The 17,699-nt window shown below is 68.7% G+C and carries 10 protein-coding genes; 3 read left to right on the top strand and 7 right to left on the bottom strand.

Translation table 11 applies throughout. The annotated features are described in order from the left end of the window. Window positions 1-38: 38 nt before the first annotated feature. The 3 genes from EFAMC1_RS05155 to EFAMC1_RS05145 form a co-directional block, all read right to left on the bottom strand. Window positions 39-1,907, bottom strand: coding sequence for an acyl-CoA dehydratase activase (locus EFAMC1_RS05155; RefSeq protein ID WP_154053240.1), 1,869 nt, complete (start codon window positions 1,905-1,907; stop codon window positions 39-41). Then, window positions 1,904-3,295 carry a 2-hydroxyacyl-CoA dehydratase subunit D gene (locus tag EFAMC1_RS05150; protein WP_154053239.1) on the bottom strand — a complete coding sequence of 464 codons (1,392 nt, stop codon included), beginning with the start codon at window positions 3,293-3,295 and terminating at the stop codon, window positions 1,904-1,906. Before EFAMC1_RS05150 ends, EFAMC1_RS05155 begins: the two co-directional genes overlap by 4 nt. 248 nt (window positions 3,296-3,543) lie before the next feature. Next, entirely contained in the window at window positions 3,544-6,540 is a 2,997-nt protein-coding gene (locus EFAMC1_RS05145) for an insulinase family protein (RefSeq protein ID WP_154053238.1), read from the bottom strand. A 95-nt stretch (window positions 6,541-6,635) separates the two neighbouring features. Between EFAMC1_RS05145 and EFAMC1_RS05140 the strand changes: the two genes are divergently transcribed. After that, on the top strand, window positions 6,636-7,526 hold the full coding sequence (locus EFAMC1_RS05140) for a DMT family transporter (RefSeq protein WP_154053237.1): 891 nt from the start codon (window positions 6,636-6,638) through the stop codon (window positions 7,524-7,526). 248 nt (window positions 7,527-7,774) lie between these two features. On the opposite strand, the gene EFAMC1_RS05135 is transcribed toward EFAMC1_RS05140, so the two are convergent. Together EFAMC1_RS05135 and EFAMC1_RS05130 are read right to left on the bottom strand one after the other, a co-directional pair. Further along, the gene (locus EFAMC1_RS05135; RefSeq protein WP_154053236.1) at window positions 7,775-8,821 is read right to left on the bottom strand and encodes a coiled-coil domain-containing protein; all 1,047 of its coding nucleotides are present in this window, start codon (window positions 8,819-8,821) and stop codon (window positions 7,775-7,777) included. Between the two features lie 483 nt (window positions 8,822-9,304). Next, on the bottom strand, window positions 9,305-9,754 hold the full coding sequence (locus EFAMC1_RS05130; protein WP_154053235.1) for a universal stress protein: 450 nt from the start codon (window positions 9,752-9,754) through the stop codon (window positions 9,305-9,307). 260 nt (window positions 9,755-10,014) lie between these two features. On the opposite strand from EFAMC1_RS05130, the gene EFAMC1_RS05125 reads away from it, so the two are divergent. Beyond that, entirely contained in the window at window positions 10,015-10,968 is a 954-nt protein-coding gene (locus EFAMC1_RS05125) for an undecaprenyl-diphosphate phosphatase (protein ID WP_154053234.1), read from the top strand. A gap of 43 nt (window positions 10,969-11,011) precedes the next feature. Here EFAMC1_RS05125 and EFAMC1_RS05120 read toward each other — a convergent pair whose 3' ends face one another. Together EFAMC1_RS05120 and metE are read right to left on the bottom strand one after the other, a co-directional pair. Next, window positions 11,012-12,025: an NAD(P)-dependent oxidoreductase gene (locus EFAMC1_RS05120; RefSeq protein WP_154053233.1), complete on the bottom strand. Its 1,014-nt coding sequence runs from the start codon at window positions 12,023-12,025 to the stop codon at window positions 11,012-11,014. 294 nt (window positions 12,026-12,319) lie between these two features. Then, a complete protein-coding gene (metE, locus tag EFAMC1_RS05115) occupies window positions 12,320-14,596 on the bottom strand; it encodes a 5-methyltetrahydropteroyltriglutamate--homocysteine S-methyltransferase (RefSeq protein ID WP_154053232.1) in 2,277 nt (758 codons plus the stop codon). A 240-nt stretch (window positions 14,597-14,836) separates the two neighbouring features. Between metE and EFAMC1_RS05110 the strand changes: the two genes are divergently transcribed. After that, on the top strand, window positions 14,837-17,695 hold the full coding sequence (locus tag EFAMC1_RS05110) for an ATP-dependent helicase (RefSeq protein WP_154053231.1): 2,859 nt from the start codon (window positions 14,837-14,839) through the stop codon (window positions 17,693-17,695). The last annotated feature ends 4 nt before the right edge of the window (window positions 17,696-17,699 follow it).

Below are 17,699 nucleotides of genomic sequence, written 5' to 3'. Positions count from 1 at the left end.
CATGGTGCAGAACGAACACGTCCCCAACTGACCCATTTCTAGTTGAGTGACTCGAGCCCGAGCAGGGCGGCGCCGATGGCCCCGCAGAGCTGGGAGTCCTCGTGGGTGGCCACGGACGAGCCCAGCACGGCCTCGAGCGCGCGCACCACGCCCACGTTCTGCGCCACGCCGCCGGTCATGAGGTAGGCGGGCTCGGCCTTGACGCGCTTGGCGAGCGCCGCCGTCTTGCTCGCCACGCTCATGTCGAGCCCGTGCACGATGTCGGCGATGGGCGTGTCGTCGGCCACGAGGCTCACGACCTCGCTCTCCGCGAAGACGGTGCACATGTTCGAGATCTTCACGTCGCGCTTCCACTCCAGGCCCACGCGGCAGAACTCCTCCATCGAGAGCTCCATGGCGCGCGCGGTGGCCTCGAGGAAGCGGCCCGTGCCCGCTGCGCACTTGTCGTTCATGACGAAGTTGAGCACGCCGCCCGCCTCGTCGAGGTGGATGACCTTGGAGTCCTGCCCGCCTATGTCGATGACGGTGCGAGCGTCGGGCGCGAGGAAGTGTGCGCCGCGGGCGTGGCAGGTAATCTCGGTGATGGCGGAGTCCATGTCGGGGATGGCCTCGCGCCCGTAGCCGGTGGCCACGCGCAGCGTGAGGTCGCCCTCCCTGAGGCCCGCCCTCTCGAGCACCTGGCCGATGGCGTTCTGCGCGCCGCGCGAGGCCTTGGCGCCCGTGGCCACGATGACGCTCGCCACGATCCGCTCGTTGCCGTCCATGATTACGGCGTCGGTGGAGGTGGAGCCGGAGTCCACGCCCAGCACGTAGGTGGGGCCGCCGTCCGCGCCACGCCGCCTCGTGACGACCTCGTGCGCCTCGGCCATGCCGTGCAGGGTCTCGTCGAAGGCCTTGAGGCGGGTGCGCAGCTGCCCCGCGCTTTGCCTCGTCCCGTCGGTCTCGATCTTGAGCATGGGCACCTTGCTCTCCTTCGCCGCCTCGAGGTACTCGAAGCCGTAGTAGTCGCAGAACTTCATCGTGTGGTAGATGGCGCCGTGCTGACCGGGCGCCCCCACGAGCTTGGCGCGCGCCTTGGAGTCGACCATGCGCATGCAGGGCATCTGGTTGAGCAGCGCCCCCGCGTACCAGTCGAGGAAGCGGTCGAGGTCGTCCCCGCGCGGGATGCCTGCCTCGCACCCGTCCTGGCAGACGTGGCAGCTGCCCTCGTGCGGGGCGCGGCCAAGCGTGGGCGGCGGCGTCTGCACGAGGCGCCAGCCGGTGCAGGTGCCGTTCTCCACGGGCAGCGACAACTCGTCTCGGCAGGTGTCGACAAGCGAGAGCGGGCCGTGCGCGCCCAGCAGGGTCACGCGGTCGTCCATGCGCGGCACCGGCGGCACGAAGCTCGCCAGGGCGCGGCCGAGGTTGAACGCGCGGCCGCTCCAGGCGGCAAAGGCGTCGGCCAGGCGGCGCAGCTCGCCGCGGAAGCGCGCCACCTCGCGCGGGCCCCTCAGGTGGGGCAGGTCGACGAGCCACAGGAAGTCGACAGCGCCGGCGTCCCTGAGGACGTCGTAGACGCGGCGCATGACGTCGCAGCAGCTCGTGAGCACGAGGACGTGCACGTCGGGCTGCATGGCGTAGGCCAGGAGGCTCTTGCCGTAGCCGCAGAGGTTGGGGTGCGCCAGCTGGTCGGCCTCCTCGAAGGAGTGGGCTTCGTAGGTGCAGGGCCAGCAGCCCGCGCCAAACCCGGCGAGCAGCTCCACGGGCGCGTACTTACAGGGGTAGTGCACCGTGAGCTCGTCATTGGTGGGGAGCTGGCGCCTGGCCTCGGGGGCGGTGCCCGTCTGGATGGGACTTGCGTCTGTGGCACCCGCGTCGCTCGGGCGCGGCTGCGCTTGTGTCTGCGCATGCGTCTCCGTGTCGCTCATCGGGCCGTCTCCTCCCTGCGGGCGTGCAGCATCTCGAGAAAGGCGCCCATGCGCGTCGACGCCTGGCCCTCGGCGTTGTTGGCCCGGTGGCAGCCGTCGCCGTCGAGCACGAGCACCGGGATGCCGGCTGCCTCCAGCTCGCGCTTGGCCAGTTGCGAGGCGCCCATAGTCTCCTTGCAGCCCCAGTGGCAGAAGCACACCACGCCGTCGGCGCCCACGGCCTCGGCGATGTCGCGCATGCGGGCCACGCGCCGCTCGGCCGGCCCGTTGAAGGTGTTCTTGATGAGGCGCTCGGCCATGGCCTCGAAGGGCTCGTCGGGGCCGTGCGCCCAGGCGTGCGCGCCCTCGTTGCGCACGAGCCCGCCGTCCGGGCCCACCTCGAGCCTGCCCGCGCCGTCGCGGCGCCAGCCCTCGAGGCTCACCTGGTTGAGGCACATGTCCGAGACCGAGATCTGGGCGTTTGGATTGGCGTCGAGCATCTCCTGGAGCGAGGGCGAGAAGTAGGGGGCCGAGTGCATCCAGGCGATGGCAAGGCCCTCGAAGCGCTCGACGCGGGGAAAGTCGCGCAGCTGTTGTTCGGCCATCCGAAGCGTGCCCTCGCTGCCGAGCGAGAGGTGCAGCGCCAGCGCCTGCTGCATCTCGAGGCCCATGTCGTTGTGCAGGTAGTGGCCGCGGCGAAGTGGCAGGCCGCGCGCCATCGCATCGAGCGTGCGCTGGGTGCGCGCCACGAACTCCGAGAGCCTGGCTTCGTCGAGGGTGCGCCCGTAGGCCTCCTGCGTGGCCTTGGCCATGTCGCGCAGCTGGTCGGCCACGTAGGAGCAGGCGTCCTCGTCATAGGCGTAGGGCACGTCGACGTAGACGTGCGGCCGGTCGAGCTCGCCCGCGAGCCACTTGAAGGTGGTGTTGTTGGCGTCGCAGGCCACCGAGCAGTTGGCGATGAGGCGGGGCCTCACGAGGGCCTTGGCGGCCGCCGCACCCAGGAGTACCTTGTGGTACGAGCAGTACGTCTCGGGAATGCCACGCTGCTCGGCGGCCCGCACGAAGCCCTCCTCGGCGCGCGCGCCGGTGATGAAGTCGGCGAGCGCCTCGGCCACGAGCGGGCGCAGGTCCATGGCCAGGAATATCTCGGTGGGCAGGAAGATGCTCGTGAACACGGCCTCGTCCGGGCGCTCGAGCGCCCCGGTGACGCCCTCGAGTGCCACGCGCGCGCCGATGCGGCCGCTTGGCAGCTGTCGGCGCTCGGGCAGGTGCCGCGTCTGGAAGCGCTTCACCTCGAAGGCGCGGATGAGCAGGTCCCGCGCGAGCTCGGGCTTGTCCGGGACCATGTCGGCGATCGCGGTGCCAAACAGGTCGACGATGCGGGTCGAGAGCTTTTGGTCGTCAGCCACGCGGGCTTCAGCTCCAATCGGGTCGGGCTGGTTCGCTATAAGGAGGCGCGGGGCCGGCGATGAGACCGCACCCCGCGCACAGGCCCAAGTATGCCCAAATCGAGGGCGTCTACCCGAACGAACCTTGATTGTCGGACGGGCCCGAAGCCGGGCGCTGGCGCGAGCCCGGCCGTTGAGTCCGGTCCCAGCCGTAGGGTTCCGCCCGGGCGCCGGCGCAGGCCCAGTTGCCGGGTCCGCGCCCTTCCCTCCTACTGGCCCGCCTCGAAGAGCTCCGTCGTGGCCAGCTCGAGCGAGCTGCCCTCAATCTGCTCGCGCCCGCCAAAGACGCAGACGCCGCGGTCCTCGGGCAGGTTCTCGAGCGGCGTGGCCAGGGCGTGGAGCTCGTCCAGGGTGACGTCGAGCATCTGCCGGCGGATACGGCCGCGCCAGGTGGCGTCGCGGCCGGAGAGGCGCGTGGCGTCAAGCCTGCGCCCAAGCGCGCGCGGCTTCACGGGCGCATCCATGCCCGCCACGCTCGCCACCACGAAGCCCTCGAGCTCCTGAGTCGTGGGCTGCCAGGCCGTCAGCCACGCCGCCGCGCCCTCGAAGCGCCGTACCGTGGGGTCCACCGCGGGGTCTCGGTAGGAGTAGAACTGCAGCTGGGAGTCGGCGGTGCAGCGGAAGCCGCAGCCGTAGGCCCCGCCCAGCACGCGGACCTCGTTCCACAGGTAGTCGAACGAGAGGGCCTGGGCGGCCACGCGCCAGGCGCCGCTCATGCGCACGCCGCGCGGCAGGCCCGCCATGCCCTCGCCCACGTAGCACACGTTGGAGGGCACGACGAAGGCCTCGTGGCGCACGGAGGGCGCGGGGACACAAAGGGCCAGCTGCTTGCAGGGCCCAAGCGTGGGGTCGCCCACGTTGGCATCGGCGTTGCCCAGCGAGAGGTCGCCGGCGGCCTGCCAGAACGTGCTCACGTCGGCGGCGGGCCCCGTGAGGCTCACCTCGCAGGCGCCCTTGGCAAAGATCGTGCGTGCCAGGGTGGCGAGGCGCTCGCAGAGCTCGTCTGCCCTCTCGTCGAACGTGTCGAGCGCGCCGCGCAGGAAGCGGTAGAAGTCCACGCCGCCCAGCTGCTCGCTCGCCTCGGACGACGCGAGGAAGTACGAGCCCACGCGTGAGAGCGCCGCGGCGTGGCCCGAGTCAACGAACGACATCTCGAGGCTGATCCGGCGCTGCTCGAGGATGTCGCGGATGCGCTTCTTGTCCGTGAAGAGCGTCTTGGACCAGATCTCCTGCGGTAGCGTCGCAAGCCAGCCCACGTTCTCCGAGAGGGCGCTCGCGCCCACGACGAGCTTGGGACGGACGCTCAGGGCGTCCTCGTCGTCGCTGTAGACCTCGGTGAAGAACGAGAGGTTGCCCAGCTTTGACTCGGAGAGCGTGTCGAGCTCGTAGGCCGAGCGCTCGCTCGTGTCGAGCTTTCCGAGCAGGCTCGCGAGCAGGCTCGCGTACGGGAGGTCCTCGTAGGAGACGTGCCCCAGGTCAAAGTAGAAGTAGGCGTAGTCGATGTGGCGCGTGTCGATCTCGTGGTGGAAGCACGGCACGGGCGCCTCGACGCGCGCGGTCGCGGGCTCGTCCGGCCCCTCGCCGATGTCTGAGAGCGAGAGGCGCGGCAGCGTGGCGAGCGCCTCGGGTGAGTCAGGGGCCACCTGCTCCTCGTGGAGCGCCTCGGCCTCGGCGGCCACCTCGGCGAGGCGTGCCTCGTCCATGCCCGCACGCACCTTGGCAAGGCGTGCCACCTCGGCACCGGTGCCGGCGCCCTCCTCGGTGGGGACCACCTCCACGCAGCAGGCGTACGCGTTTCGGCACACCGCGCTGTCGAGCAGGCGCTCGAAGTAGCCGTCGGCAAGCCCGGCGCGCATGTGGGCCATGGCGTCCTCGTAGCGCAGGTAGCTCGTGGCCGCGCCGTCGTCGTAGAGCCAGCCGCTCATGGCCTGGATGGCGAGGCCCACGCCGTCCGGGTAGCCCCAGTCGCCCTCGCGCAGGTTGAACTCGGCCTGGGCAAGCGACGCCTCGAGGTTGTCCTGCCCCAGGCCCTCGGTCACGAGCGAGGAGCACGTGGCCTCCACGAGGTCGCGGAAGTCTTTGGCCACACCCGGCTTGGCGCCCTTGAGCTCGAAGACGAGCATCGGCTGGAGCAGGCCGTCGTAGAGGAAGCCGGTGACGTCGCGGCCTAGGCCGCTCTCGAGCACCATGCGCTTGAGTGGCGCCTCGTTGGAGCCCACGAGGGCGTCGACGAGGACGTCGGCCGCCAGCACGCGCTCGCGCTCCGAGGCCGTGGCGAACACGTAGGCCACGGCCACGCAGGCGTTGTCGGGCGTCGTGGCCATGGGCACCTGCAGAAGCTCGGGCGAGATGGGCTCGTGCAGGGGCAGCGCGTTGGGCTCGCCGGCGCCGCGCTGGGCCGCGCCCAGGAAGCGCTCGTCGAGAAACGCCAGCTTCTCCTCGATGTCGAGGTTGCCGTAGAGTGTGGTGTAGGAGTTCTTGAGCTGGTAGTGGCGCGCGTGCGTGTCGAGGAACTCCTCGTAGGTGAGCTCGGGGATGTGGTCGGGGTCGCCGCCCGAGACCCAGCCGTAGGGCGTATTGGGGAAGAGCGAGCGCGCGATGCCGTTCAGCAGGAGCTCCTCTGGGTTGGAGAAGGCACCCTTCATCTCGTTGTAGACCACGCCGTTGTAGGTGAGCGGGGCCTCGGCGGCGTCCTTCCCACCCTCGCCCGCGCCCTTGGCCTCGCCCAGCTCGTAGTGCCAGCCCTCCTGCTCGAAGATGCGCGGGCGGTGGTAGATGGCCGGGTGCAGCACCGCGTCCAGGTACACGTCCATGAGGTTCTCGAGGTCCCGGTCGTTGGTGGAGGCCACCGGGTACATGGTCTTGTCCGAGAAGGTGAGGGCGTTCAGGAACGTCTGCATCGAGCTCTTGAGCAGGTGCACGAAGGGCTCCTTGACCGGGAAGCGGTCGGAGCCGCAGAGCACCGAGTGCTCGAGGATGTGGAAGACGCCCGTGTCGTTGGCGGGCGGCGTCTTGAAGGCGATGGCGAAGGCCTTGTTGTCGTCGGCGCAGGCAAGCCACATGAGGCGGGCGCCCGTGGCCGTGTGGCGCATCACGTAGGCGCAGCCGCTCACCTCCGGCAGGGGCTCGGCGCTCTCGACGACGAAGCCGTGGTGGGCGCTTCCCGGCGCCAGGTTTGGCTCTGGGGTGGCAAAGTCATGACTCATGGTGATACCTTTCGTGAGACGGCGTCTTGGCATGCGCCTTTGCGTGCGGGCGCCGTGCGTTTTGACATGAGACTGTAGCACGCGGGGGAGACGAGTTGAGCAAGACGACACGAGGCGTGGCGCTCGCGCTGATTGGTGGCACGTGCTGGGGTTTCTCGGGCACGTGCGCAAAGTTTCTCATGGACTCCTATGCGGTCGACCCCGTCTGGCTCGTGTGCGTGCGCCAGCTCGCGGCCTCCGTGCTGTTCTTGGCCTATGCCGCGGCGGTGCCGGGCGAGCGCGTTCACCTGCACGACCTTGCGCGCACGCGGATGGGCGGCGTCGCGGGCGTGGTCACGATGGTGCTCACGGCGCTCTGCATGATGGCCAACTCCTGCGGCTACGTGGTCACCATCAACATCACCAACTCAGCCACGGCAACGGTGCTGCAGGCGCTGGGCCTCGTGGTGCTCATGGTCTACGCGTGCGTGGTGGCGAGGCGCCGTCCCCGCAGGCGTGAGCTGGCCGGCCTCGTGCTGGCGCTGGGCGGCACGTTCCTTTTGGCCACGGGCGGAGACCCCACGAAGCTCTCGATGCCGGCGGCGGGCCTTGCCTGGGGCATCTTCACGGGCGTCACGTACGCGCTCTACACGGCCGTGCCAGCCAAGGCGCTCGAGCGGTGGGGGAGCCCCGTGGTGAACGGCGTGGCGATGCTCATATCGGGCCTCATCCTGGCTGTGGCAAGCCGCCCCTGGGAGGCCGTGCCGTCGTTTGACGCCGTGGGCCTCGCGTGGCTGGCCATCATCATCGTGGTGGGCACCTTCCTGGCGTTTGCGCTCTACCTGCAGGGCGTGAGGGACCTGGGACCGCTTCGGGCGAGCATGCTGGGGACGAGCGAGCCCATCTCGGCCACGGTGTTCTCGGTGCTGTGGCTGGGCACGACGTTTGCGCCCACCGACATCGTGGGGTTCGCGATGATCGTCGTGATGGTGTACCTCACGGCGTAGGTTGGGGGGCGCTCGCGGGCCCGGCCGCACGCCTTGCTGCCTGCTCAGACAGCTCCTGCCGCAAAGAGCGCGACAGGAGAGCTCGCATTCAGCAAGGCGTGTTGGGACCCCACCTTGGGTACCACCACGTCATGGCTTGCGCCTTCTTGTCTGCCCGGACTCTCTTCTCTTCCTTCTCTTCCATAAGAGTCTGGCCCCGGACTGCTGGGCAGTCCGGGGCCTGATGGGTTGGTGCTTGGAGGCTTCTCTTAGAGGAAGCGGTACTGGACGGCGCGGACGCCCCAGGCGTTGGCGGAGGAGAAGCCGAAGGCCTTGTAGACGCCGGGCGCGAGGTCGAGCACGCGGCCGTAGGCGGCGAATCCGCCGGTGTCGGTGACCTTGGCGTTCACGGTCTTGCCGTTCCAGCGAATCTGGACCGTCCGGCCCAGCAGGTAGCGCTGGCTGGCGGGCACGGCCACGCTCATGGAGCTCTCGGTGAGGGTCTCGCCGGAGGCCGTGGCGTTGCCGCCGGTGTTGCTCTCGGGCGAGTAGGCGGAGGCGCTGCCGATCATCCACTCGCCGTCGTCTTTGACCTCGGAGCCGTCGGTGGCGCTGGGGTTGGACGGCTGCGAGCTCGAGGAGGACTGGTTGGCCTGCGCCTGAGTCCGGGCTTGGGCCTGCGCCGCGGCGCTTGCGGCTGCCTGCTCGGCCGCCTCCTGCTCTTGCTGCTGCTGGGCCGCGGCCTGGGCGGCGGCCTCCTCGGCTGCCTTTGCCGCCGCAGCGGCCTCGGCGGCCTTCTGGGCCTCGATCTGGCGGTTGAGCTCGTCGAGCTCGCTCTGAGCCTGGGCCATGGCGTCGGCGGCGTCCTGCTGCTTCTGGTCGGCCGCGGCCTTGGAGGCCTGGAGCGTCTGCTGGGCGCTCTCGAGGTCGCTCTCCATCTTGGCGAGCTTCTCGACGTCGTCGACCTGGGCGTTCTGGACCGTCTCGATGTAGTGGTACGTGGTGAGGAAGTCCGAGAAGTTGTCGGACGAGAGCAGCAGGCTCACGAGGCCCGGCGTGCTCTGACGCATCTTGTAGAGGGAGCGCAGGGAATCCTCGGCCAGCTTGCGCTGCTGCGGAAGCTGGGCGTTCACCTCGTCGATCTTGGCCTGCGAGTCCTCGATCTTTGCCTGGAGGTCGTTGACCTCGGCGGTTGCGTCGTCGTATGCCTGAACCGACTGGTCAACCTTGGCCTGAAGCTCGTCAACGGTGGCCGCACGCGCTGGGCGCGCCGTCCACGTCGTCGCGCAGAACAGGGCAACTGCCAGGCCTGCCATAATGGCGCGGCGTGCGTGTGCTCTTCCGCTGCGATCGGTCATGCCACTTCCCGTCGTTTGTCGAAGGACCGCAGGTGCACCGGCCCCGTCTTACGCCCGGGACCAGGCCCGGGACCCGCCGGCGGCATCGCCAGCAGCCGAGGACTTGTCCTCGACAGAGTAGTCACGTCTGTCTATTCTAACCGCCCTTTTGCAACTCCATATATTTACCAGGCTGTTGGGAAACACGTGCGAGGCGGGGCGCGGATATCGAAGCCGCTACAAGAGGTGGTAATCCTTGTGCCGGGCGTGGCTCTGGGGTCCGACGCCGGGCCCTCACGAGACGGTTTGGGGGCTGAGAAGGCGCAGCTAGCAGAGACGAGCGCCATGCAGAAGGGCGGGCCGCCAGCCCAATGGCCGACGGCCCGCCCAGTTGTTCTCGTATGGCCCCGGAACCTCGCATCCCCTTGCAGGAACTCGCTGCGGGGACGCTCGCTCGCAGACCTACTTCACGACGAGGATGTCGCACTCGGTGTTGCGTAGCAGGAAGGTCGAGATCGACCCCAGCAGCGCGTACTTGATCGACGACAGGCCGCGCGCGCCGCAGAGCACGAGGTCGGGCTTGATGGTGTCGAGCATGTCATCCTTGAGCGTCTCGCGGACGCGGCCCGTCTTCACCTGCACCTCGACCTTGGGAATGTCAGGATTCTCCTCGGCCTTCCTGACGAGGGGCTCGATGGAGTCGCGGAAGGCCTTGTCCATGCCGGGGATGAGGTCTGCCGGGTAGGTGCCGGCGGTCTCGAGCACCGTCGAGTCGATGACGTGGCCGATGTAGAGCTCGGCGCCGTTGTTGGCCGCCACCATGATGGCGCGCTCGAGCACCTTGTCCTGCTGCTCGGTGCCGTCGAGGGAGACGAAAACCTTCTTGTAGCCAAGGTCGTTCTGGGTCGCCATGGTTTCTCCTCTCATACAGGCCGGCCGTGCGCCGGCCGACTGTGCTGACACACGTATACCCGCTTGGGGGCGGCTCGGGCGCGCCCGGGGCGAGAGGTCTCAATGGCTCGGTGGACGGTGGCGGGCTTTGCGACCCGTCGTCGGCCCCCGGTTGCTGACACCGAGATTACCGGGATGTGTGGGGCGTGCGAAGCCGGGCCAAGACGTGCACCGAGGGGTCATAATGTGGCGCGCACACGAACTGCGATCGAAGGGTTTCCATGGACATTCTGGACCTGATCAAATCCGCGTTCCTCGGCCTGGTCGAGGGCATTACCGAATGGCTGCCCATCTCCTCGACCGGTCACATGATCCTGGTCGAGGAATTCGTCAAGATGAACGTGTCCGAGGAGTTCTGGAACATGTTCCTCGTGGTGATCCAGCTGGGCGCGATCCTGTCCGTCGTGGTGCTGTACTTCCACGACCTCAACCCGTTCTCGCCGAGCAAGGGCGCCGAGGGCCGCCGCGCCACGTGGACGCTCTGGGGCAAGATCATCCTGGGCTGCATCCCCGCGGCCGTGATCGGTCTTCCGCTCAACGACTTCATGGACGAGCACTTCTACAACGGCTACGTGGTGGCCGTGGCACTCGTGGTCTATGGCATCGCGTTCATCATCATCGAGAACTGGCGTGCCCACAAGCGCTCCGAGCGCGCGCTTGAGGTGCAGATGCAGGCGCCCAAGCACGGCCGCCACTTCGCTGGCGCCGCTCCCGTGGCGCAGCCGGCCGACGACGACACCGACTTTGGTCGCATCACGCGCATCGAGGACATCTCGTGGAAGACAGCGTTTGGCATCGGCTGTTTCCAGGTGCTTTCCCTCGTGCCCGGCACGTCCCGCTCCGGCTCGACCATCATCGGCGGCCTGCTTCTGGGCACCACGCGCTCCGTCGCTGCCAAGTTCACGTTCTACCTTGCGATTCCCGTCATGTTTGGCGCGAGCCTGCTCAAGGTCGTGAAGTTCCTGCTGGGCGGGGCCGCGATGGGCGCCAACGAGTGGGGCATCATGATCGTGGGTCTGGTGGTTGCGTTCGTGACGTCGCTTCTGGCCATTCGCTGGCTCACGGGCTTCGTGCGCCGTCACGACTTCAAGGTGTTTGGCTGGTACCGCATCGTGCTCGGCGTGCTCGTGCTCGCGTTCTTCCTGTTCATTGGGCCGGCGCTGGGGCTTGCGTAGGAAGCAGGCTCTTGGCTGACGGCTGACCCCGGGTAGACAACCCTCAGCTCACGCACCACGTGGGGCGCCTGCCCTCAAGCAGCAGCTTGCAGACGGCCTGGAGGCTCATCTGGCGCAACGCGTCGGCGGCCTCGAGCGAGTCGTAGGCGCTATGGGGCGTCACCACGCAGCGGGGATGGTGGATGAGCCGCTCGTTTCGCTCCCGCGCCTCGTGGGCAAGCGTGTCGAGCGCCGCCGCACGGATGCCGTGCCTGCCGCAGCTTGCCACGCTCTCGTCGAGCGCCACGAGCAGGGCCGCCTCGTCTACGCATTCGCCGCGGGCCGTGTTCACGAGGTAGGCGCTTGGCTTCATGACCTCGAGCTCGTGCTTGCCGATGAGGTCGCGCGTCTCCTCGATGAGGGGGCAGTGCAGGCTCGCCACGTCGGACTGGCGAAGCAGCTCGTCCAGCGTCTCGGCCTTCTCGCACCCCGCCTCCGCAAGCTCCTCGGCCGACTTCGTGGGCGCCCACACCACGACGCGCATGCCCAGCGCCCGCGCGATGGGGGCCACCTCGCGCGCGATGCGCCCAAAGAACACAAGCCCCAGCGTCTGGCCATCGGGGCGGTGGACCGGATAGCCCACCTTGGGGTCCCAGCCACCGGCAAGGACGTCCCGGTTCGCGAAGGTGACCTTGCGCATGAGGTCGAGCATGAGCGCCATCGCGTGCGTGGCGACGTCCTTCGCGCAATAGCCCGGGCAGTTGCTCACCAGCACACCACGCGAGGCCAGCCGCTCCACGTCCATGTGGTTGAGGCCGATCGACATGCTGGCCACGAGCCGCACCCCAGCGTCCGCGAAGGCGTCGACCGCCTCGCCAATGACGGGCATGAACTCGCCGATGACGGCCTCGCAGCCCTCGAGCTCGCGGCGGGTGGGCGAGCGGAACGGCTCGTGTGCGAGGCCGACGAGTTGGATGCGGCCGCCCGCACCGTGCTCGGAGAGGATCTCGTTGGCCCGACGCGTGTTGCCGTCGAGCGTGTAGTAGAGGACGCGATGGGGCTCGCTGTTGCTCGGCATGGGACTCCCTTGTCGTCGTTCTTGGCGATTATAGGCCCGGCCCGCCGCCGCATAAGGCGCCCGCGCGTACCGACGCCCATTGCTTGGGGGCTCTACAGCTTCGGTCCCGCTCTGGTGGGTCCGGTGGGCGTGGCCCTGCTCGGGTTGGTGCCGTGCGCCCCGACGCCTCGAGAGGAGTCGCCTGTCTGAAGGATCGTCCGTCTGTGACAAGGGCCCCGAGGCATCGCGCGTGCCTCGGGGCCCTTCGCCTGCTGTTACCTGCGGCCTTGTGCCTTCCGCGGTGCCATGCGGCCGCTACGCCTGGTGCTCCTCACGCAGCTGCCTGGCCGCGGCGACCATGTGCTCGAGCGAGGGCAGCACCTCGGCCTCGCCGCGGGTCTTGAGGCCGCAGTCGGGGTTGACCCACAGCTTCTCCGGCTTAACCTTCGCGAGCATCTTGTGCAGCGCGTCCACGATCTCCTCGGTCGAGGGGACGCGCGGCGAGTGGATGTCGTAGACGCCTGGGCCAACCTCGGTCTCGAAGTGGTTCTCGGCGAGCGAGTCGAGGATGAGCAGGTCGCTCCTGCTGGCCTCGAAGGTGATGACGTCGGCGTCCATGGCGTCGATGGCCTTGATGATGTCGGTGAACTCGGAGTAGCACATGTGCGTGTGCACCTGCGTGGTGGGCTTGCAGGCGCTGTGCACGAGGCGGAACGCCGGGATGGCCCAGTCGAGGTACTCGCTGAACCAGTCGCTCTTGCGTAGCGGCAGCTTCTCGCGCAGCGCCGCCTCGTCGACCTGAATCACGCGGATGCCGGCCGCCTCGAGGTCGAGCACCTCGTCGCGGATGGCCAGGGCGATCTGCTTCGTGGACTCCTCGCGGGAGATGTCCTCGCGCGGAAACGACCAGTTGAGGATGGTGACGGGGCCGGTGAGCATGCCCTTCATCGGCTTCTTGGTGAGGCTCTGGGCGTAGGTGGACCACTTCACCGTCATGGTGTGCGGCCGGCTCACGTCGCCCCAGACGATGGGCGGCTTGACGCAGCGGGTGCCGTAGCTCTGGACCCAGGCCTTCTCGGTGAACAGGAACCCGTTCAGCTGCTCGCCGAAGTACTCGACCATGTCGTTGCGCTCGAACTCGCCGTGCACGAGGACGTCGAGGCCGATCTGCTCCTGCAGCTTGACGCAGGCGGCGATCTTGTCGCGCATGAACTGCTCGTACTCGTCGCGGGTGACCTCGCCGCGCTTGAGGGCGCGACGCTCGGCACGCACGTCGCGCGTCTGGGGGAACGAGCCGATCGTCGTGGTGGGGAAGAGCGGCAGCTTGAACTCGTCCTTCTGGATGCGCTCGCGCTCGGGGCGGGCGGGCAGGCGCGTGTACTCGTCGTCGGTGATGGCGGCCACGCGAGCCTGGACGGCCGCGTCGTCCTTGTCGGGACGGGCTCCCATGAGCTGGGCGTTTGCCACGAAGGCCTGGCTTGCGCGCGGGTCGTCCTCCTCGAGCAGGGTCGCGAGCTCATGCAGCTCGCCGAGCTTCTCCACCGCGAAGGCGAAGTGCTCCGCGTACTCGGGCTTGAGCTTGGTCTCGTTGGCCAGCGTGTAGGGCACGTGCAGAAGCGAGCAACTGGTGGAGAGCGCCATCTCGGCGCCGGTCTTGCGCAGCTCGTCCACCACGTCGAGGGTCTTGCCAAAGTGGTTGCGCCAGATGTTCTTGCCGTTCACGAGGCCCGCGACCAGCAGCTTGTCCTTCGGGAAGCCGTGGGTGCGCACGAGGTCGAGCGTGCGGGTGCCCTCGATGAAGTCGAGGCCGATGGCGTCGAAGGGTAGCTCCGCGAGCAGGTCGTAGCAGTCGCGGACGTCACCGAAGTAGGTCTGGACGAGCACCTTGACGCTGCCGGTGTTAGCCAGCACGCGCTCGAAGACGCGGCGCACGAGGGCGAGGTCGTCGGCGTCGAGGTCGCGCACGAGCCAGGGCTCGTCGAGCTGGACCCAGGGCGCGCCGAGATGGCCGAGATGGGCGATGATGTCCGCGTAGGCCTGGGCCACGTCGGCCTCGACGTCGGCGATGGTCTTGGTGCCGGTGAAGCGCGCGAGCTTGAGCAGGGTGATGGGGCCAAGCACGACGGACTTGGTCTCGAAGCCGTAGGAGCGGGCCTCGGCGTACTCGTCGAAGGGCTTGGTGCCCACGAGCTTGATCTGGGTGTCGTCGTCGATCTCGGGCACGGTGTAGTGGTAGTTGGTGTTGAACCACTTCTTCATGGCGAGCGCCTTGACGTCGCCGGCCGGACCCTGGTAGCCGCGCGCCATCGCAAAGTAGGTGTCGAGCGGGGAGAGGCCCAGCTCGCGGTAGCGGGCGGGCACGATGTTGAGCAGCTCGGCAGCGTCGAGCGTGGTGTCGTAGAAGGAGAAGTCGTTGGAGGGGATGAGGTCGATGTCGGCCGCGTCCTGGGTGCGCCAGTGCTCGACGCGCAGGGCCTCGGCGGTGTCCCTGAGCTCGCGCTCGGTGAGCTCGCCGCGGAAGTACTTCTCCTCGGCGAACTTGAGCTCGCGCAGCTTGCCGATGCGGGGGTAGCCGATGACGGAGGTCTTCATGTGGTCGCCTTTCGATGGTGGCGTGACAGATCTGGCTTGGGTTGTTGTAACACGGAAGCGAGACAAGGCGATAAGTCCGGCTACCTATCGGTTTGCATAGGGGCAGGCTATGGAAGGTGGAGACGTCTCCCCGCCTTGGCTATGGGGTGGCTCCCGGCCCACACCTCCCGTGTGGATTCGTTTTTGTCCGCTATGCCGTTTAGACTAGAAACCCTCAAAGGGAGAGACGGGAGGGCTCGCATGTCGCCAACATCTAGGAAGAGAAGCGCCCAGGACCTCACGCTGCCAATCTTTGCGCAGGTGGGGGAGGGGTCGGCGTCTGGCTCGGGGGCTGCCCCGGCACCCGGTGCGTCCGCGTCCCCGACTGCTGCCGTCGCGCCGGCCACCGCGGTCTCGACGCCGCGCCCGCGCTACCAGCCGCCCGCCTACTCCATCGACCTCGCGGGCCTCAACCCCGCCCAGCGCGAGGCCGCCGAGTGCACCCACGGGCCGCTGCTCGTGCTGGCCGGCGCCGGCTCGGGCAAGACGCGCGTGCTCACGTACCGTATCGCCCACATGATCGCCGACGAGGGCGTGCGTCCCTGGCGCATCCTCGCCATCACGTTCACCAACAAGGCCGCGGCCGAGATGCGCGAGCGCCTGGGGGCGCTCCTGCCCGGCGGCACGCGCGGCATGTGGGTCTGCACCTTCCACGCCATGTGCGTGCGCATCCTGCGCGAGGACGCCGAGGCCCTCGGCTTCAGGGACAACTTCACCATCTATGACGACGACGACTCCAAGCGCCTCGTCAAGCAGATCATGGCCGACCTCGACATCGAGCCCAAGAGCTTCCCGCTCAACGGCATCCGCTCGCGCATTTCCAGCGCCAAGAACGCCCTGGTCCTGCCGGACGAGTTCGAGGGCATGGCCAACACGCCGGCCCTGCAGGCGGCCGCCCGCGTCTACCACGAGCTGCAGCGCCGCCTCGAGCGTGCCAACGCCATGGACTTCGACGACCTGCTCATCAACGCCTACAAGCTGCTCAAGGAGCATCCGGACGTCCTGGCAAAGTACCAGGACCGCTTCGTCCAGATCTCGGTGGACGAGTACCAGGACACCAACCACGTCCAGTACGAGATCACCAACATGCTGGCCGCGCGCGAGCGCAACCTCATGGTCGTGGGCGATGACGACCAGTCCATCTACTCCTGGCGCGGCGCCGACATCCAGAACATCCTCGACTTCGAGAAGGACTACCCGGACGCCAAGGTGGTCAAGCTCGAGGAGAACTACCGCTCCACGGGCCACATCCTGAACGCCGCGAACGCCGTGGTGGCGCACAACTCGCGCCGCAAGGCGAAGCGCCTCTACACCTCCCGGGGCGACGGCGAGCTCGTGCAGGCCTACCAGGCCTCCGACGAGCGCGACGAGGGCCGCTGGATCGGCGCGCAGATCGAGAAGCTGCACGGCACGGGCATCAGCTACGACGACATGGCGCTCTTCTACCGCACCAACGCCCAGAGCCGCATCCTCGAGGACATGCTCCTGCGTGCGGGCGTGCCGTACAAGATCGTGGGCGGCACGCGCTTCTTCGACCGCGCCGAGATCCGCGACGTCATGGCCTACCTCAAGCTCGTGGTCAACCCGGCGGACGACGTCTCGGCCCAGCGCGTGGTCAACACGCCTCGGCGCGGCATCGGCTCCACGAGCGTGGGCAAGATCCAGAGCTACGCCCTCAGGCACGGCATGCCGTTTCTGGCCGCGTGCCAGGCCTGCGTGGCCGAGGAGGGCCTGCTCACGGCCAAGGTGCGCAATGCCCTGGGCCAGTTTACGAGCGTGATCGAGCGGGCCCGCGCCAAAAGCGGCGAGCTTGCGCGCGTGGTGGAGTCCATCGTCGACGACACGGGACTCGTGCAGGCGCTCGAGGCCGAGCACACCGTCGAGGCGGACGGGCGCGTCGAGAACATCCACGAGTTTTTGGGCGTGGCCCAGGAGTTCGACGAGACGCACGAGGACGTGGCCGAGACCCTCGAGAGCCTGGCGCAGCTGCGCGAGGCCGGCGCGCTCGACGCGGCGCCGGGCGAGGACGGGCCGGCGCCCGCTCCCGCGCAGCCGGTCGACCCCACGGTGCGAGTAGCGGCGGAGAAGCTGCCGGCCTTCATGGAGTGGCTGGCCCTGCGCAGCGACCTCGACGCGCTGGCCGGCTCCACGAGCGCGGTCACGATGATGACGGTGCACTCGGCCAAGGGTTTGGAGTTTCCCGTCGTGTTCGTGGCGGGCATGGAGGAGGGCATCTTCCCGCATGCCGGGCACGAGGACGACCCAGCCGGCGTGGAGGAGGAGCGCCGCCTGGCCTACGTGGCCATCACGCGCGCCGAGCGGCGCCTCTACCTCACGTACGCCGCCACGCGCCGCACCTACGGCGCTACCCAGGCCAACCCGCCCAGCCGCTTCCTGCGCGAGATTCCCAGCGAGGACATCCAGCTTGTGGGCGTGGGCTCGGAGGGCTTCTCGGGCGTGGGCTGGGAGAAGCGCGGCGATCGCAGGGGCACGTACGGCAGCGGCACCGAGGTCTACGGCGGCGCGGTCTACGGCTCGGCCACGCGCTCGGCGGGCGGCAACGCCCAGGAGCGCTCGGGCGGGCTCGCGTACCGCTCGGCGGAGCCCCGGCGCGGCGCCTTCGACGACTTCGACTTCAACCAGGACCCGGAGGGCGCGCCCGCGATGGGGGCCGGGATTCCCCTCGGCGGCTCCCGGCGCGTCGGCGCGTCGGGCGCGCGCACCTTCGGCTCTGCCGCGGGAGGCTCGGGTCGGGGCGCGGGCCTGGGCGTCTCGGGCGGGCGCGGCTCCGCGTCGACCTTTGGCTCGGGTGCGCACGGGGTGCGTCGCGGCCTTGACGCGGCCGATCCCTATGGCTCCAACCCCGAGCGCGGCATCCGCAAGGACGCCGCGAAGGCCGCCGAGGGCTTCCAGGCGGGAGACCACATCTCCCACAAGACCTTTGGGCCGGGTGTGGTGCTCTCTACCTCGGGCGATATGATCGAGGTGAGGTTCACCCGCACGGGAAAGGTCAAGAAGCTCATGAAGGGCTTTGCCCCCATCGTCAAGGTCGAGGCCTAACCCT

Origin of the sequence: Olsenella uli, from assembly GCF_901212675.1 — a bacterium.
Classification (GTDB): domain Bacteria; phylum Actinomycetota; class Coriobacteriia; order Coriobacteriales; family Atopobiaceae; genus Parolsenella; species Parolsenella uli_B.
The sequence above is the reverse complement of the archived record's forward strand: the minus strand, read 5'-3'. Positions and strand labels throughout refer to the sequence as shown.